Genomic DNA, 17,851 nt, shown 5'->3' on the forward strand with positions numbered 1-17,851 from the left:
GAATTGCAACAATATTATTTTATGGTTTCCAATACAACTTTGTATCTTCCTGCTCCTGATAAATTTTATATTCTCGTATGGATAGTCTATTGCTATTTTTGATTATTTTAGGAAATGCCAAAATTAAATCTATTGTTGCCAAAAACAATGCTTTCAAAGCTTTAAAATCTCCCTTGAAAACTCTTAATTTAAGCTGCATCCAAACAGAATACGTTATTTTTTTTGGAATGACCTTAAGAGGATAAAACAAAAAATACAAATACCAGCCGGAACGCAATGACCGTCGGAGGCGTAAACTATAATCGGCATTCTTTTTTCTGGATTTTAAATCTACTCTATGATTTACTAACACTTCCGGTAAATAATAAATCTTCCATTGTTTTTTAAATAACTGAAATGACGCAAAATCTTCTTCTCCATAAAAAACAAACCATTCCGGATAATCAGGAACATCTCGCCAGGCAGACATTCTCCAGACATTAGCTCCACCGGCGAAACTTTTCATTTGATGTAAAACGTCGTCACTGGTCGTTATTTCCGGTTCTTGTAAACTCCAATAGATTCTAAAACTAAAGAGTGCCACATTAGGATTCTCTTCAAAAGCTTTTTCTATAATTTCTAAAGGATTTGTGGTAATAAAATGTAAATCATCATCAATCGAAATGGCAAAATCAGTCGTAACCAAATCCATCATTCTGTTCCGACTATAGATCAGTCCTTCGCTTTTATTGTTCCGAACTAATTGAATTTCCGGATAATTCTTTTCAATCAATGAATACGTTCCGTCTGTTGAACCGTCGTCACAAATAATACAAGATACATCTTCTCTATCCAGTAAATGCTGAATTTTACGCAATGTAAAATTCAGATCCTCTTTTCTGTTTTTGGTGGTAATGAGAATAGAAAACTTCTTCTGAATGTGCATTTACTTAATAATTTCTAATCATTGGTTGTGGTAACTTTTTATATCGCAAGAATATCTTTTTCATCCATTTGACTGAAATAAATTTTACAAATATTCTGTTTTTTATAAAATACAAAACTGGATTTAATTTTATATTTTTATTAAATCCGCATTGAATTATGTCAGTATTAGAAGCTTTCGGAACAGACATCCAGTCCTCTAAAGTATTTCCTAAATGACAGGCGTAATTATCCTGAGTTGTTACTCTCCAGTAATTTTTCTTAAGAGGCGATTTATCTAAATACCCCTCACTGGTTCCTCCCATCTTAAAGCCTATATAACTTACGATTTCATCAAAAATATCCTTTTTATAACTTGCGACAAAATGTCCCGAACCAATCAACACTTTTAAGTCTGGACTAATCTCCAAACCTAAATTATATTCTAAATAATCCTGATTATAATTTCTATCCCAACCAAGACTGTCATAAAATCTAATTAAAGCTTCTTTGTTTTTTACGGGAATAAATTTTAATTTTTTACTGAATAAATTATCCCAGATAACATTTCCGCAATTTTGTTCATACATTTTAAACTGCGGTACAATGCCTACCACTCCCGCATTAGGAATATTTGTAAAAACTTTTACTGTTTCAGATTGCCAGTTCGGTAAAAACAATACATCTGAATCTGAAATTGTAACCAATTCTATATGATTCCCCGCCAAACCTTTCAATATAGCATTAAGTTTTCCTATGTTATCAGTATGAATTAATTCGTGTATTTTATTTTGCTTTAAAAGAAAATCTAAATATTCTTTTATAATTGTATCACTTCCATTATTAACAATAGTGATAAATGTTTTTTTGTGAACTGTAACCAATAAAGATTCCAGACAAAGTTTTAAAATTGCAAAACTATCTTTAAAATAACCTTCCTGATTAGGTATGTAAACAGGGATTATGATCTGATGAATAAATTCAGAATCTTTTTGTGGTTCATCTTTAAATGGATTAAATCCTACCCGCATCTTATTTCTTAAATATAATTTTCAGTTTATGAAAAATCCTTTTTTTTAGTTTTGCTAATTTTAGAGAAACGGTATCATTTTTAATCTGTTGCTTAAAAAATACCTTATTCTCCCTAATGACTTTAGGAAATTCTCTTTTGATCCCAAAATATATACCTTGCTTTTTTTTATTTAAGAAAGTAGAATCTGAATCGCCATACTTTGTCTGATACAGTGATTCTATTATTTTCCAGCTGTTAACAAGACTATACGCTTTTTCGGTGGTTTGCAACAAACTTAAATTCTCACCGGACACATTATTTCGATATAAAACATAAGTATTACCGGCAAAGATTATTTTACTGCAATTCGATAATACTCTAAAAAAAAACTCCCCATCATCGTTCATTGTTAAACTTTCATTCCAGTCACCTGAAAATGTTATTAGTTTTTTATTCATTAAAAAACTGTGTGAAGGAAAAAAGCCTCCATGTAGACCTATCAAATCAAAATATTCTTTTGCAGAATCAAAATTTCTATAATCAGGATTATTTTCATGCAATTTAAGGGTTTCGCTAATATGATCAAATCTTCCCCATTTGCATGTTGAAATAACAAATTCATCTTCATTCGACACTAGCAGAATTTGTTCTTCGAGTTTATTTGCAGCCAGTATATCATCTGAATCCAAAAACTGGATATAATCGCCTTTTGCAACTTTTAGTCCAATATTTCTGGAAACACTTGCTCCTTTTTTATCTTCTTTTGATTTTAATATCAGTTTGAATCTATTATCCTTTTCCTTGTAAAGCTTTATCGTTTCTTCTGTTTTATCGGACGAATTATCATCAACTATAACACACTCCCAATTAGAATAAGTTTGTCCAATTAGGCTGTCGAGTGTTTCACCAATCAAATGTGCCCGATTGTAAGCGGGGATAATAATAGAAACTAAAGGCTTATTCATCTATGGCTACTGTACTGTATAAATTGTTTATTGAATCTCTTATTCTTTCGTAGTTATAATCTTCAATAGCTTTGAGATGGTTACTTTTGGCAAATTGAACATTATTATCTTTATTACGGATAAGACCTAATATTTTTTCAGCTATTTCATCTGAGTTCTCAGGATCATTGATTATTTCTCCAAAATATTTTTTTCCTATAAGTTCTTTTGTGGCATTACCCGGATTGGATTGCAAAGGAATTACCCCAAGTAATAAAGCTTCTAATAATGAATTTGGCATGCCGTCTGAAAAATTATTTCCAATATAAAGAAATGCTTTTCCAAAATAATTATGAAGCTCCGACTGATTTATTCCTTCTATTATTTTAATTTTTCCCTCCAGTTTTGAATCTGATTTAATAAATTCTCTGACTTTTTCTCCTGCTGAAAAAACAGCGATATGAAAATCATCTAACAGATCAATTATTTTTTTTATAGCTTTTAAGGTATAGAGGGCTCTTCCTGTTTCATTATGATTGCCTTTTATGAGGATTAATTTTCTGGATTCTATATCCCGAAAACTTGTTTGAATATCTGTTATATGGTATCCGCCGCCTCCGGGAAGAGCTCCCAAAAAAACTCCCTTAAAATTATACTTTCTTGCTAGATCATAATCTCTTTCACAATCTGTTATTAAAAAATCAACTCTGTTTAAAACAGATTCAAGTTTCTGAATGTCATTTTTAAGAACCTGATGTCTAAAAATATCGCTTCCCCAACAAGAATAAATCCATTTAATCCCCGGATTTTTATTCATTGCTTTCAGTATGGGATAAGAGCAGTAATGCAATTCAAAACTATGAACTATATCGGGCTTAATTTCCTGTATAATTTTCTCGAAACCTTCATTGGCAGAAACTTCTAAATAAGGAATTATTTTATCATACGCCGAAGGCATCTTTTTCCTCAAAAAATATTCTCCTTTTATGTAGGGATATTTTCTTTTTTTCCAATCTACGAATTGACGAACATAATCTAAATTCTCTAGCGGTCCCCGATCTAAAACATCAAACCAATAAAGTTCATGACCTTTATCTTTTAAGTTTTCAATCCAACGGAGCACGTGGATAGACGGCATCGATACAAAAAGTATTTTCACTTGATCTATAGTTTTAACTTACTCATTAAATCTTTTTCTGTCTAAAACTTAAACAGCATCTTCTTAAACACTTTATAAAGGCATTCATCTGCATTGCTGAAAGATAAAAAAGAAGTAAATAACGCCATTCGGTCCATCTCAGTTTCCTGTTCTTTTTGATTGAAATTTCATATTCTAATATCAAATCCAACTGTTGCGGCTTACTAAAAAAATCCATTTTTTCAACAATACATTGTTTGTAAAAATTTTCGCTCGCAAGATCTTTTAATTTTTGATTATTCTGTTTTCCGGATATGGACGAACTGGAATATCTAATTAATAAATTACTCTCATTTATAGAGTAAATAGGTTTATCATCAGAAAAAAATAACCAAGCTGCATCATCACTATGCCAGGCTAGAGGAAAATCAAAAAAGCCATATTCCTGAAAAGCCCTTTTTGAAAATGTATATTCAGACAAAGAACTCCTTGTCAATCCTTTAAATCTTCTAAAATAGGAATCGGATGCTTTTTCCCATACCGGATTTGTAAATGAATGACTTATTTTTCCGTTCAAATTCATGTTTAATGATTTTGAAGCAAATCTTACCAGATTTGATTTTGTATGAAAAACATTGTAATGCTCATACCAGGACGCTACAACATTTTTCTCTAAAATATCGTCATCACCCAAAATCATTATCCAGTCTTCCTCTTTAACAAGGGCAATGCAACGTTCCCAATGCTTCGCCAGTGATATTCCTCCTAAATTTTCCTCAAATATCTGGTAAACGAAATCAATTTTGTCCTTGTACTCCTCCAAAAGTAAAGAGGGATCTTCCGGACTGGCATCGTTTCCTATGTATACTCTGAATCTTTTATCTGTTTGCTCCGATAGTGATTTTAAGGTTTCTTCAAAAAAAATCAATTTATAATATGGAATTACAATCGCTAGCATTTATCCCTTATTTATTTTTCCGAAAATTGTAAACCCAAAAAAGGTTTTACAAAACAAATCAAGTACAAATTTTTCACTTTTAAGTTTTGCAGAAAACCCTTCCCTTTCTTTTTGTAAGTTGTAGTTTAATGCCCCAAAAGATCCCAGATGTTCTACAAAAAAATCGGCATGTTTTATACTTAAATAGTTGAATAGTCTCTCTTTTATAGTACCATCCAGTTTTTTTTGCCTGGACACTAATTTTATTCTGTAATAGAATCCTATAATATTTAAACATGATACATTTCCTCCATTCTTTAGAAGTGATATCCAAAACTCCCAATCCTCAAGACCATCGAGCATGTTATTATCATATCCTCCAATCAATTCCCAATCTTTCTTTCGGTACATTGCCGAGCAAAAAATCATATTATCTAGTGCCAACTCTTTGAGTGAAAATGGTGTCAGATTCCAGTTTCCTGTTTCATCACCAAATTTTTCTGCTTTACAATAAACAAGTTTTAATGACTCATCATTTTCAAATGCTCTTATAGCTAGTTTGATGTAGTCTTTAGCAATTTTATCATCTCCGTCAAGTGGCAGGATAAATTGGCCCACACTGTTTGTTATACCAAGATTTCTGGCACTGCTAACCCCTGCATTTTCCTGATAATAGTATTTAAATCTTACATCTTGTTCGATCCATTTTCTTACTATTTGTTCTGCATTATCAGAGCTTCCGTCATTTACTACAATACATTCCCAGTTTTCAAATGTCTGGTCTGAAACAGATTGTAAAGCTTCATCCAAATACTGAGCCTGATTATAACATGGAACCACTATAGAAACTATTGGATCTTTCATTTTTTACTATAGAAAGTTATTGATTTTACAAACAGTTTTGTTTCGTGCCATAATTTTAATTTAAATGGTGACTTTTTTCTAATTTTTAAATATTGCAAATAAACTTTTGGAGAGTATTTTTCTTTTTTAAAAAAATAGTCTTTATACAAATTGTTCTGAATCTCTAACAGATACTTTTCAAAACCTGTCTTTTCAAAAAAAGAAGTTTGATTTGCCAAAAGCAATTTGTTTTTTAAATCTTCGAATCGATTTATTTCGCTAAAAGAAACAAATTCTCTTCGTGATATTATCTTCTTTAGAAAATCTTGTGTCTCATCATCTCTTTCAAAATTGAGATTCGTCAGTAAATTAACTTTAATCTCCAGTGCAGTATTTGCTTGTTGTTCATTTCTTTTATGAGAAACTTGCGAATTGTGAACACGATAATTAAGTAAAACTTCCGGCAAATTGTACAGCTTTCCCACGGCTAACAATCTTGTCCAGAGATCATAATCTTCGGCTGGCTCTTTTTGGGTATCGTAAATTAAAGCAAATCTATCCAAATAACTTTTCCTCATCATTACAGTTGGATGTCCTATACAACAATCCTTAAGCATTGCCAATTTTATATCATCATGATCTTCAGGAACAACAACGATTTTATCTTTGCCAATTATCTTAAAGTATGTGCCAATAAGTACTGTTTCAGGATTTTTATCTAAAAAAGCAACTTGTTTAACAAAACGTTCCGGCAGACTTATATCATCACCGTCCATACGGGCAATATATTCTCCTTTAGCAATGCTCAATCCGAAATTCAGACTATTCGTAAGACCTGAATTTTGAGGTTTTACGATTAATTGTATTCTGGGATCATTATAGTTTTTTATAATTGATACTGTTGAATCTAGAGAAGCATCATCAATTATTATAAATTCAAAATCTGAAAAAGTCTGATTCAAAATACTATCTATTGCTTCCTCTATATAAAGTTCGCAATTATAGACAGGCATTAGAACTGATATCTTGGGGCTTGAAGACATTATTTCACTTCTTTTTCGAATAATTCTATATCTGATGCAACCATTTGTTTTACTATATCATTCAAATCAAATTTTGGTTCCCATCCTAAAACTGTTCTTGCCTTTGTAGAATCTCCGATCAACAAATCAACCTCTGTTGGTCTATAATAAGTAGGATCAACTTTTACTACTTCTTTGCCAATCTCAATTTGATATTTTGGATTCGAACAAGATTTAACTTTTCCAACTTCATTTTCATTTTCTCCCACAAATTCCAGTTCAATACCACATTCTAAAAATGCCATTCGAACAAATTCTCTTACCAGAGTAGTTTTACCGGTTGAAATAACAAAATCATCTGGTTTATCTTGCTGTAAAATTAACCACATCGCTTCTATGTAATCTTTCGCGTGGCCCCAATCTCGTTGCGAGTTTAAGTTCCCAATATATAATGCATCCTGCAAACCTAAAACTATTTTAGCTGTAGCCATAGTAATTTTTCGGGTAACAAATGTTTCTCCTCGCAGAGGCGATTCATGATTAAATAAAATTCCATTGCAGGCAAACATATTATACGCCTCTCGATAATTTACAGTTATCCAATAGGCATAAATTTTTGCCACACCATAAGGCGAACGAGGATAAAAAGGTGTTTTTTCGGTTTGTGGTACTTCTTGCACTAAACCATACAGCTCTGAAGTTGAAGCCTGATAGACCTTGGTTTTTTCTGCCAGACCTAAAATTCTTACCGCTTCTAGTAATCTCATGGCTCCTAAACCATCAACATTTGCGACATATTCAGGAGTATCAAAACTAACTTTTACATGAGACATAGCCCCTAAATTATAGATCTCGTCAGGTTGAACTTCCTGAATTATTCTTATTAGATTGGTAGCATCAGATAAATCCCCATAATGAAGAATGAATCGAACGTTTTCCTCATGAAGGTCTCTAAACAAATGATCAATTCGTTGCGTATTAAATGATGAAGCTCTTCTTTTTACACCATGAACTTCGTAACCTTTCTCTAATAAAAATTCGGCTAAATAAGCTCCATCCTGACCAGTAACTCCGGTTATTAATGCTTTTTTCATTTTCTATATTTTAACCCAATTTGTCGGGATTATGTCATTCGTATTTATGGAATCGTCATTGAACCATCGTTTTGGAGCAATTACAATTTTATTAGGATTTTTATTCAGCCATGCACCCCACCAGCTAAAACTACTATTTGCTATAATATTGTGCTTGCAAGATGCCATTAATTTTAAATCTTCAAAATTTGTTGAAGCATCATTAAAATCAATAAATACTGTTTCTTGTTTGGTCGAAAAATTTGCTTTTACCCAATCCATATCATCCGAAAAGACAAAATAAACAGGATTATATACCTTATTTTCAACCATCTCCAAAGCTTTGTTATAATATTCTTCTTTACTTGTATTATGCAATGGATTATTTATATAGTCTCCTCTTCGAATATGTATCGAAACAGAATTTACAGACTCAATTTTTGCAATTGCAGCTTTAGTCTCTTTTTTTAGCAGTGTCCGCACTTCAAAATCTTCCCGAATTTCTTTTTCATACTTTATAAAATATTTCTCTGATTGGAAATAACCTTCCAGAAATATAATATCTCCTTTTAAATGAATCAGATCAGAATTATATCCAAAATCGACTTCTTTATAAAATACATTTTTTTGATAAAAACTCTTTATTTTTCTTAAATATCGATTGGGCTTTTTATAATTTTTAGAAATGACATTAAAATGGCTTAATGCATAGTTATGCAATTTATAGCTCTCAAATTGCGATATATCAAGAGAAAACTTTTGTTTTGTTTGTAATGCCAGAGCTTTAGCTGCTGCATATTGAAACAACTGATTTCCTAAACCACCAATTAACTGAACGACGATCATTTATTTTTTTAATAAATTTTCGATAATTAACAAATCTTCCTCCAGTAGTTCTGGATAATTTCCACAATAAAATCCATTTGCATGCATCATATCTGCACCTGGCATTTCATATAATTCGCTTACATACTTTTTGTAAAAAGGCTGCTCCTGCATATTTCCGGCTATCATTGGTCTAATTTCGACTCCAGCTTTTGTAAATTTATCCAGATAATATTCTCTTAGTTGCGGCGTTTTACAAACAAACGGAAAAGCGAAGGTAGACAATCTGTTGATATGATTGTGTTTTAGATAAACAAAGTCGGAATTGTCTTTTATAATATTTTCTATTCGCAAATAGTTTTGTTCTCTTTTACTTATATTTTCTTCTAAAAACTGCATTTGATATTGCCCCAAAAAGCCTGTAATTTCAGTAGGTCTGAAGTTGTATCCTAAATCATAGAAAGTGTACTTGGCCTGAAATTCTGACTGAATATCAAATCTCCCTCTCCATTTTTCCTGTTGTTCAGCAGTAAGATTTCTGTCCCAGCCATTGGCTCTTACAATTCTAAGCATTTCGGCAAAATCATCATCACTTGTACAAACCATTCCTCCCTCTATAGTTGACATATGATGGGCAACAAAAAAAGAGAAGCTCCCTCCAATTCCAAAATTACCGGTAGTTTCCTCTGGCAGTTCCGTTCCTAATGATTCGCAATTATCTTCTATTAAAATAATATTCCTTTGATCACAAATTTCTTTTATGACATCTATATCTCCTGTAAAACCTAAAATATTCGTGATAAACAAAGCCTTTAAATCTGTTGTTTTCAATCTTTCCAAAAGATGATAGGACATGGTATTCAATGTATCAGGCTCACAATCGAGAGCAACCGGAACCATTCCTAACTGAATAATTGGCATTGTATTGGTCGACCAAGTTAATGCTGAGAAAGCTACTTTGTCACCATCTTTCAACTTTCCTAAATTTTTTAAGGCCTGTAACATCGCTAAGTTCGCACTACCTCCACTATTAAATAATACTGCATGTTTACATTTTTGATATTGAGCAAATTTATCTTCAAATTTTTTACATTCAATATCCATACTTAATCTGTCTGCATTAAGAATGAAATCAGCCAAGGCTTTTTTAGTTTGTTCTTCTTTAAGAAATGCTTTTCGCATTAAGGGTATTCTCATTTTTTAATTTTATTAAAATATGGTTTTTCTAAATATTCATAAATATAAATTGACAATAAAACAGCGAAAGAAAATGATACCATATATTCTATTATCATGGATATAAAACTTGATATATTTAAATACATCGTCAATTTGGAAGTAAGATTTAACTTTGTAATTACAAAACAATGTATAACATAAAAAGAATAACTAACCATTCCTAATAATTGCATAAAACCATTAACCAGTAAAAACTCCAATTTGTTTCCTTTTATTAAATTCCCAAGAATTATCAAGAAGAAACCCATTTGAACTGTTATGTAAAATAATGCGCTATACAGTTTATCTGTCGTAACAGATGTTACCCAGTTAAAGTTTAACCAACCATACATTTGAAAAAATATGATAGAAAAACCTGCAATAACAATTAATTCTTTGTATTTAAATAAAACTTTAGATCGATTAATCTCCTCATGGTATTTTGCTAAAAAAACACCAAAAAAGAACCCTAAAAATCTAACGGGTTCTCCTATTATATGTTGTTCAATAAAAAAATGAATTAATAAAATTGATGTAAATATCAATAGTAGAAATATAATACTTGTAGTAATTTTATTTGGTAGGGTAATATATAATATTCCTGCTAAAATGTAAAAGTATATTTCGTAAACCAACGACCACGTGACTACGACAATACTTGAACTTGAATTAAAAATATTTAAAAAGAAAATATTATCTAAAATAACCTTTAGATGGAATCCATTATAAATTATAAAAGGGATAATTAAAATAAAAACAATTACGGGTAATAATCGAGAGTATCTTTTGTACATAAATTGGATAAAAGATATCTTATTATTAGGATTCGTTAAAGATTTGTAGATTAAAAATGAGCTAATTAAAAAAAAGCAATCTACACCAATATGACCAGAATGTAAAAATTTAATAATTGGCTCAAAAACAGAATCTTCACTTAAAAAGTAATCTTCCTTTTGAAATTTTCCGAAAAAATGAACCCCAAACACTAACAAAATAGCAAAACCCCGTAATCCTTCAATGAAAGAATATTTATTCGCTTTAGGGTTTAACTTTAGGGCATTATTAATCATTTTAATTTTTTATAACTTTCTATTACCTCTTCTATTCCTTTTTCTAATGATTTAGCAGGTTTAAATCCTTCTTTTACCATATTAGAAACATCCATGCATTTTTTAAGCATTCCGTTTGGTTTAGTATCATCCCACAAAATTTGTCCTAAGTATTCTACTTTTGAAGCGATCAAGGCTGCTAATTCTTTTATACTGATATCCGTTCCGGGACCTATATTAATAAAATTGGGAGAATTATAATTCTCGAAAAAGTATAAAATTGCCTTAGAAAAGTCTTCTACATGCAAAAACTCTCTTCGTGCAATTCCGGTGCCCCATAAACTAATAGAGGGATCATTATTGGTTTTAGCATCTGTAAATCTTTTTACTAATGATGATAAAACATGTGCATGATTTAAATCAAAAGAATCGTTTGGTCCGTATAAATTACTCGGAATTAAACTAATCCCGTTAAAACCATATTGTTTATTATAGCTTTCTAATAACTTAATGCCGGCAATTTTTGCAATTGCATAACCTTCGTTTGTGGGTTCAGGTTTACCATCTAAAAGATATTCTTCTCTCATAGGTTGTGGAGAAGCTGCTGGATAGATACAAGAACTTGCAATAAAAACAAACTTTTTAATATGATGCTTATATGCCGAATTAATTACATTTGACTGTATCATTAAATTGTCATACAAGAAAACTGCCGGATTATCAATATTAGCTTTAATACCTCCAACTTTAGCCGCAATATGAATGACGTACTCCGGTTTTTCTCTCTCAAAGAAAGCATCAACCTCTTGTTGATTGATTAAATCTAAAGTTTTGTGTGTTGTCGTTATTATATTAGAATACCCACTTTCCTTAAAAAGATCTAAAGTTATACTGCCCAACATTCCCGTATGCCCAGTAATATATATTTTAGCGTTTTTATTTATCATCTTGCTCGAATAATCCTGTTAGCTCTAATTTTTCTATTATCATCCTAGCTTCATTTAGATCTTTAGACCACCAGTCAGATTCCAGAATATGCTCTATTGTTAAAGCCGGGAATCTCATCTTAATGAATTTTGAAGGTGCGCCTGCTACAACTTCAAAAGGTTTTACATCTCTATTTACAAATGAATTTGCACCAATTACTGCACCATCACCTATAGTAACACCTCTTCTTATAACTGAATTGGTACCAATCCAGACATCATTTCCAATTACACATTCTTTTTCAGTCAGTGTTTCCCAGGCATTTTTATAAAAATGACTACTTGTAGAGACCCTGCTTATTTTATGTTCCCCTATACCAATACTAACATTACCTGCAATAGAACAGTATCTTCCAATTTTTGATTTGGTTATGATGCTATTAAATCCAATATAAGTATATTCTCCAATTTCATTCTCACCACTTAATATTGTCGAAGACATAATCTCCACATTATGGAATTTACCCTGATTTGGGTTCACTAACAAATTTTCTCTTTTAGCGAACCTGCGATTAATAGCTCTATAAATACGTTTTACTATTTTTTTCATCTTACCAAAACTCTTTTTATTTTGCCTAAGAATCCGACCAAAACATTTCTCTTATTTATCTCAAAATCAGATTTTAATTTCACAAATTTCTTTTTAGAAAGAATGTTTTTATCATCTAAAATTTTAACTAAAAAAGGAAAAAAATTATCGCGATGAAGACTATCAATTGACTCTTTTTTAAGTAGTTCTAATCTTTTTTCAAATTCACTTTCTTTAATCGCGGACTCAATTATCTTTACACTTGATTCAAAATCATCTATGCTAATTCTGATAAAAGATTCTCTATTAACTATACTTTCTAAATTTGGACATCCATAATAGAATGGCAGAGTATGAGTATAAATACAATCAAATAATTTTTCAGTAACCCAATCGTCGCAATAATCATTTTCTATGGCTATTGAATATTTATAGTTGGCTAAAACATCCCATTTATCTTCAAAATCTGCTATACCTCTGCCATAAACATCCAACTGATCCCCAAAATATTCCTTGAGTTTTTCAACAAACTCCATTCTTTTTCGATGACCTTCAGTAAAAGCCTTATTGGATGAAATAACAGAAATTAATTTCGTCTTATCAGGCGTTGCGAGAGAATTTAACTCATCAAATGATTTCCCGATAAACCATGGATTCGCGTTGTGCGAATAAATAATATTTCTATGTTTTAGCTCTTTTTGTACCGTAATAATTGTACCAAATTGATCTAAAAATTTTTGACTAAACTTAGGACTAGTATTGTAACATTCTCCTGGAATAAAAATTACATTTTCGGGATCACACTTTACAATCTCTGTTTTTATTTTATAATCGGTATATACAATCCAAAAATCACACTCTTTCAGATTATCATCGATAACAAACTTATAGTCTCCCCAAATCTGAGAGAAATTTGGAGTTTGTCTAAAAAGAGGCCAATCGTAATTAAATGTTAGCTTAACTATTTTCATTATTTACAATTTTTTCCATTCCGGATTTAAAAAGAAAAGACCGGCTGCTCTTGGCAAACTTCTAATGGTATATTTTCCTCCATCTATAATTTGAAAAGACAATGCATTTTCAATACAGTCAAATATCTGGTGTCCTGTAGTAGTATTACTTGTAAAGCTGATGGTATATATCCCCGGGAAAAGTCTTATGTCTTTTACGCTTACAACATACTCTTCTTGTTTTTCTACATGGGTTAATTCAAAATTTGAATCTCTCCCCATAATATGAAAAATAGGCATTTCGTCTGAAGATTTTATCTGAATTCCGACCTCAGATTTTGCTTCGTTTGTATTATTTTGTAGTCTGAATTTAATAATTAAATCATCTCCAATAGAGAACTCGTGATTTAGCTTTTGGTTTTGATCTCTTATCTCTACAGAGAGAAACTCTATGTTTCTGCTACCAGTTCGTTTTGTATCTGAATCAAAAACAACAGTATGATCAGTAGCATTACTATTATTTGAATATACATCTAGAGCTTCATTAATGTCCCCATTAAATTTTACAGTTCCATTTTCTAAAACTATTCCTCTTGTACACAAACTCTTTACAGCCGCCATATTATGACTCACAAACAAAACAGTCCTGCCACCTTCACGCGATATATCCTGCATCTTGCCAATAGCCTTTTTCTGAAACTCGGCATCACCAACAGCTAAAACCTCATCCACCACTAATATTTCGGGCTCCAAAAATGCTGCTACAGCAAAAGCTAAGCGCACTGTCATTCCAGAGCTATATCTTTTTACGGGTGTATCGATGTAACGTTCACAACCTGAAAATTCAATAATTTCATCAAGCTTAGAGGAAATTTCTTTTTTAGTCATTCCGAGAATCGCCCCATTTAAGAAAATATTTTCCCTTCCGGTCATTTCTCCATTGAAACCAGTTCCGACTTCGAGAAGTGAAGCAATACGGCCGCGAGATTTTATACTTCCGGTAGTTGGAGCTGTTACTTTTGAAAGTATCTTTAAAAGTGTTGATTTTCCTGCTCCGTTTTTACCAATAATTCCGAGAACTTCTCCTCGTTCCACTTCAAAGTTAATGTCTTGCAGTGCCCAGACATAATCTGAATTGCCTTTAACTGATCGGTCATTCGTGTCACCAATTTTTAAATATGGATTCTCTTTGCCTCTTATTTTGTGCCACCATCTATTGATGTCATGACTCAAAGTTCCCGTACCTACTTCTCCTAAACGATATTGTTTAGAAATGTTCTCGGCCTTTAATATTATATCTCTTTCCAAAATTGTAAATGGTAAATCAGTAATTAAACAGTATCTATAAAACTTTTCTCCGTTTTATTAAAAACCAGAAGTCCAATAAAAAATACTGTTATAGTGACAACTAAAGTATACGCTAGTCCTAAAATCGAAATTCCCCCAACATTCAATAACATGAAACGGGCAGTCTCAATAATATAAGCTAACGGGTTATATTCGACGAGCCAACCGTAACTAGGTAATTTGTCTTTAATAAGCTCCATAGGATACATCACTGCTGATAAATACATCAATAATTGTATACCAAAACCAATTAGATGACTAAAGTCGCGATATTTTGTTACCATTGCCGAGATAAGCATTCCGAGGCCTAATCCTAAAATTCCCATTATAATTACTAAAATAGGGAAAACTAAAACAAGACCATTTAAACTTAAATCTGCTCCTTGAAAATAGTACAAAACATAGAATCCAATAAAAATTAAAAATTGAATTCCAAACTTTACAAGATTTGAAATTACAACGGACAGGGGAGTAATGATTCTGGGAAAATATACTTTCCCAAAAATCGCGGCATTAGCCTTAAAAGTGTCTGATGTCCCGGTAAGACAAGCAGTAAAATAATTCCAAACTGTTATTCCTGCCAGATTAAATAAAAATGGAGGAACTGTTCCTGTGTTAATCCCAGCAACATTATTGAATATTATTGTAAAAGTTATTGAAGTAAACAATGGCTGAATCAGATACCAAAGCGGACCTAAAACAGTTTGCTTATAAACCGTGATTACGTCACGTTTTACGAAAAGAAATAATAAGTCTCGATACTGCCAAACTTCTTTTAAGTTTAACGAGAAGAACTTATTTTTAGGTGTTATTTCAAACAACCAATCATCGGGGCTAATGTTGTTCATTTAATAATTGCTACAAACACATTGCAGCTAAATTTTTGATAAAACTATTTTCTAAAAACTCATTTTTTTTTTAATTACGATCAATCATATATAATTAACAGGATTACTATGCAGTTAAAAATGTTCAAAAAAGCAAAAAAGGCGTTTTTAAAAAACACCTTTTAATATCTTAAAATTAAATCCTAATCCAAACAAAGTCAATTTATTTATCCAAAACCTCAAAAGTAGAATTCATACTTTTAAATTCAGGAACAATTTTCTTCATTTTGGCTACAATATCTTCATTATCATAGAAATCAGCTATTCCAATAAGTTCATCGATCTCGATATGCAAATTCTCATACTCATCCTGAATTTCCTGAGCGATCATAATTTTGTTGTGATACGTTGGTAAAGTTTTAGAAGTATCGTTTAACAACTCTTCATAAAGCTTCTCTCCAGGTCTAAGACCAACGACTTTAATCTTTATTTCTTTATCAGGAATAAAGCCTGCCAATTTAATCATTTTCTTAGCCAGATCGATAATTTTCACAGGTTTACCCATATCGAAAATATAAATCTCTCCTCCATTACCCATTGCTCCAGCTTCCAGAACTAACTGACAAGCTTCAGGAATAGTCATAAAATAACGAATAATATCCTGGTGCGTTATAGTTACGGGACCACCTTCTGCAATCTGTTTCGTAAACAAAGGAACTACTGATCCATTTGAGCCTAGTACATTACCAAAACGTGTTGTGATAAATTTGGTTACACTCTCACCACCATTCTCTCTCTGATTTTTCAGGAATAGAGATTGAACATACTTTTCAGCAATCCTTTTACTCGCTCCCATAACATTACTAGGATTCACGGCCTTATCTGTTGAAACCATAACAAACTTTTTGGCATGATACTTACAGGATAGATCGGCTAGATTTTTAGTACCTTTAATATTGGTATGAATTGCCTGTGCCGGATTTTCTTCCATTAATGGAACATGTTTGTATGCAGCGGCATGAAAAACAACATGTGGATTATAATTTTTGAAAACTTTTTCCAACGCTTTTTTGCTTCTAACATCAGCAACTACAGCTATAATTTTTGATTCGGAACCAAATGTTGCAGTTTCCAAGCACAAATTATGAAGTGGCGTTTCGGCATGATCCAAAATAACAACCATTTTAGGATTAAAACCAAGAACCTGTCTAACAATTTCACTTCCAATAGATCCTGCTGCACCAGTAATTAAAACGGTTTTATCTTTTAATTGTTTCGAAATTGACTTACTGTCCAGAACGATAGGTTTTCTTTCTAATAAATCTTCAATCTGAATATTTTTTACTTTTTGAGAAATCTCTTTTTGGTTCTCCCAATCCGAAATCAACGGAACGGTATATACTCTATAATTGAACTCCAAACATTGATCTACAATAATTAATTGCTCATCTTTAGATAAACTTTTATCAGCGATAATGACACCTTCTGCAGCTACAGAACGCATTAAAGCCGGTAATTTTTTTCTTAAAATCAGAATAGGCAAATCTAACATTCGCTTAGATGCATTCTGATTATTTTTATCAACAAATCCAACAATTTTAAATCTCGAAGGTGTTTCAAACTTCAATGCGTTGGCAACAGAAATTGCATTGGCATCTGTTCCGTAAATTACAGTTCTAATTAACTTGGTAGTCGTTTTTTCAGAAAAGTAAAGTTCAAATGTCTGCTTCACGATCACACGATATAAAAACAATCCACAGAAGGACAATACCAAATTAATAAAAAGAGCGGTGTTTAAAAATGCTTTATGTCCTGTATATAGTTCAAAGACTAAATTAAAAAACAAGAAAAACACCAAAACTGACATTTGAGAAAACAATAATTTTATAGCGTCTATATAGGAAGAGTGTCTTATAATACCTGAGTATGTCCTAAATAACCAAAAGAAAAATATATTAATCCCTATTAAACTCGAGACGAAAAAAGACTGATGAGAGGTAATAATATAGCCTAATGCCGTCCCTTCAAACAGCATATAGGTAAAAGTAAACGAGAAGATCAAAACCATTATATCAATGGCAATAATGATCCACCTAGGCAAATAACTTAGGTTATTAATACTAGCCCGCAAGTTTCTTGGTGAGAAAGAATTATGCAATATAGAAGCTATTTTGGTTGATTTATCAGTATCCAATTCTGGTTTCGTTTGATTTTGTAAACTTTGTATAACTTACAAAAGTACAAATTA

Annotated in this window: 17 protein-coding genes; all 17 read right to left on the reverse strand. The window is 31.6% G+C overall.

Translation table 11 applies throughout. The features are described 5' to 3' along the window. Positions 1–19: 19 nt before the first annotated feature. Positions 20–925: a glycosyltransferase family 2 protein gene (locus tag LNQ34_RS05020; RefSeq protein ID WP_229998857.1), complete on the reverse strand. Its 906-nt coding sequence runs from the start codon at positions 923–925 to the stop codon at positions 20–22. A gap of 4 nt (positions 926–929) precedes the next feature. Further along, the gene (locus LNQ34_RS05025; protein ID WP_229998858.1) at positions 930–1,934 is read right to left on the reverse strand and encodes a glycosyltransferase family A protein; all 1,005 of its coding nucleotides are present in this window, start codon (positions 1,932–1,934) and stop codon (positions 930–932) included. Between the two features lies 1 nt (position 1,935). Further along, positions 1,936–2,880 (reverse strand): glycosyltransferase family 2 protein, encoded by a 945-nt coding sequence (locus tag LNQ34_RS05030; RefSeq protein ID WP_229998859.1) that lies wholly within the window; start codon positions 2,878–2,880, stop codon positions 1,936–1,938. After that, a complete protein-coding gene (locus LNQ34_RS23525; RefSeq protein ID WP_229998860.1) occupies positions 2,873–4,018 on the reverse strand; it encodes a glycosyltransferase family 4 protein in 1,146 nt (381 codons plus the stop codon). The genes LNQ34_RS05030 and LNQ34_RS23525 overlap by 8 nt, the downstream gene beginning before the upstream one ends. Before the next feature lie 25 nt (positions 4,019–4,043). Next, positions 4,044–4,955 carry a glycosyltransferase family A protein gene (locus LNQ34_RS05040; protein ID WP_229998861.1) on the reverse strand — a complete coding sequence of 304 codons (912 nt, stop codon included), beginning with the start codon at positions 4,953–4,955 and terminating at the stop codon, positions 4,044–4,046. Next, a complete protein-coding gene (locus tag LNQ34_RS05045) occupies positions 4,956–5,798 on the reverse strand; it encodes a glycosyltransferase family 2 protein (RefSeq protein ID WP_202703966.1) in 843 nt (280 codons plus the stop codon). Further along, complete coding sequence (locus LNQ34_RS05050) at positions 5,795–6,820, reverse strand: glycosyltransferase family 2 protein (protein WP_202703967.1); 1,026 nt, start codon at positions 6,818–6,820, stop codon at positions 5,795–5,797. The genes LNQ34_RS05045 and LNQ34_RS05050 overlap by 4 nt, the downstream gene beginning before the upstream one ends. Beyond that, positions 6,820–7,893: a GDP-mannose 4,6-dehydratase gene (gene gmd / locus LNQ34_RS05055; protein WP_202703968.1), complete on the reverse strand. Its 1,074-nt coding sequence runs from the start codon at positions 7,891–7,893 to the stop codon at positions 6,820–6,822. Before gmd ends, LNQ34_RS05050 begins: the two co-directional genes overlap by 1 nt. Positions 7,894–7,896: 3 nt before the next feature. Further along, positions 7,897–8,718: an alpha-1,2-fucosyltransferase gene (locus LNQ34_RS05060; protein WP_229998862.1), complete on the reverse strand. Its 822-nt coding sequence runs from the start codon at positions 8,716–8,718 to the stop codon at positions 7,897–7,899. Next, positions 8,719–9,894 (reverse strand): DegT/DnrJ/EryC1/StrS family aminotransferase, encoded by a 1,176-nt coding sequence (locus LNQ34_RS05065; RefSeq protein WP_229998863.1) that lies wholly within the window; start codon positions 9,892–9,894, stop codon positions 8,719–8,721. Beyond that, positions 9,891–10,985 (reverse strand): acyltransferase family protein, encoded by a 1,095-nt coding sequence (locus LNQ34_RS05070; RefSeq protein WP_229998864.1) that lies wholly within the window; start codon positions 10,983–10,985, stop codon positions 9,891–9,893. Before LNQ34_RS05070 ends, LNQ34_RS05065 begins: the two co-directional genes overlap by 4 nt. Further along, the gene (locus LNQ34_RS05075) at positions 10,982–11,911 is read right to left on the reverse strand and encodes a GDP-L-fucose synthase family protein (protein WP_229998865.1); all 930 of its coding nucleotides are present in this window, start codon (positions 11,909–11,911) and stop codon (positions 10,982–10,984) included. The genes LNQ34_RS05070 and LNQ34_RS05075 overlap by 4 nt, the downstream gene beginning before the upstream one ends. Further along, positions 11,901–12,500 carry a CatB-related O-acetyltransferase gene (locus LNQ34_RS05080; RefSeq protein WP_229998866.1) on the reverse strand — a complete coding sequence of 200 codons (600 nt, stop codon included), beginning with the start codon at positions 12,498–12,500 and terminating at the stop codon, positions 11,901–11,903. Before LNQ34_RS05080 ends, LNQ34_RS05075 begins: the two co-directional genes overlap by 11 nt. Then, a complete protein-coding gene (locus LNQ34_RS05085; protein WP_229998867.1) occupies positions 12,497–13,450 on the reverse strand; it encodes a glycosyltransferase family 10 domain-containing protein in 954 nt (317 codons plus the stop codon). The genes LNQ34_RS05080 and LNQ34_RS05085 overlap by 4 nt, the downstream gene beginning before the upstream one ends. 3 nt (positions 13,451–13,453) lie before the next feature. Next, positions 13,454–14,737, reverse strand: coding sequence for an ABC transporter ATP-binding protein (locus LNQ34_RS05090; protein ID WP_229998868.1), 1,284 nt, complete (start codon positions 14,735–14,737; stop codon positions 13,454–13,456). Positions 14,738–14,760: 23 nt separating this feature from the next. Further along, on the reverse strand, positions 14,761–15,624 hold the full coding sequence (locus LNQ34_RS05095; RefSeq protein WP_229998869.1) for an ABC transporter permease: 864 nt from the start codon (positions 15,622–15,624) through the stop codon (positions 14,761–14,763). A 202-nt stretch (positions 15,625–15,826) separates the two neighbouring features. Then, on the reverse strand, positions 15,827–17,797 hold the full coding sequence (locus LNQ34_RS05100) for a polysaccharide biosynthesis protein (RefSeq protein ID WP_229998870.1): 1,971 nt from the start codon (positions 17,795–17,797) through the stop codon (positions 15,827–15,829). Positions 17,798–17,851: the final 54 nt, after the last annotated feature.

The organism is Flavobacterium lipolyticum (assembly GCF_020905335.1).
Taxonomy (GTDB): domain Bacteria; phylum Bacteroidota; class Bacteroidia; order Flavobacteriales; family Flavobacteriaceae; genus Flavobacterium; species Flavobacterium lipolyticum.

Coding starts and splice junctions, on each gene's coding strand:
- LNQ34_RS05020 (WP_229998857.1), bottom strand. CDS start 925: ATGCACATTCAGAAGAAGTTTTCTATTCTCATTACCACCAAAAACAGA.
- LNQ34_RS05025 (WP_229998858.1), bottom strand. CDS start 1,934: ATGCGGGTAGGATTTAATCCATTTAAAGATGAACCACAAAAAGATTCT.
- LNQ34_RS05030 (WP_229998859.1), bottom strand. CDS start 2,880: ATGAATAAGCCTTTAGTTTCTATTATTATCCCCGCTTACAATCGGGCA.
- LNQ34_RS05040 (WP_229998861.1), bottom strand. CDS start 4,955: ATGCTAGCGATTGTAATTCCATATTATAAATTGATTTTTTTTGAAGAA.
- LNQ34_RS05045 (WP_202703966.1), bottom strand. CDS start 5,798: ATGAAAGATCCAATAGTTTCTATAGTGGTTCCATGTTATAATCAGGCT.
- LNQ34_RS05050 (WP_202703967.1), bottom strand. CDS start 6,820: ATGTCTTCAAGCCCCAAGATATCAGTTCTAATGCCTGTCTATAATTGC.
- gmd (WP_202703968.1), bottom strand. CDS start 7,893: ATGAAAAAAGCATTAATAACCGGAGTTACTGGTCAGGATGGAGCTTAT.
- LNQ34_RS05060 (WP_229998862.1), bottom strand. CDS start 8,718: ATGATCGTCGTTCAGTTAATTGGTGGTTTAGGAAATCAGTTGTTTCAA.
- LNQ34_RS05065 (WP_229998863.1), bottom strand. CDS start 9,894: ATGAGAATACCCTTAATGCGAAAAGCATTTCTTAAAGAAGAACAAACT.
- LNQ34_RS05070 (WP_229998864.1), bottom strand. CDS start 10,985: ATGATTAATAATGCCCTAAAGTTAAACCCTAAAGCGAATAAATATTCT.
- LNQ34_RS05075 (WP_229998865.1), bottom strand. CDS start 11,911: ATGATAAATAAAAACGCTAAAATATATATTACTGGGCATACGGGAATG.
- LNQ34_RS05080 (WP_229998866.1), bottom strand. CDS start 12,500: ATGAAAAAAATAGTAAAACGTATTTATAGAGCTATTAATCGCAGGTTC.
- LNQ34_RS05085 (WP_229998867.1), bottom strand. CDS start 13,450: ATGAAAATAGTTAAGCTAACATTTAATTACGATTGGCCTCTTTTTAGA.
- LNQ34_RS05095 (WP_229998869.1), bottom strand. CDS start 15,624: ATGAACAACATTAGCCCCGATGATTGGTTGTTTGAAATAACACCTAAA.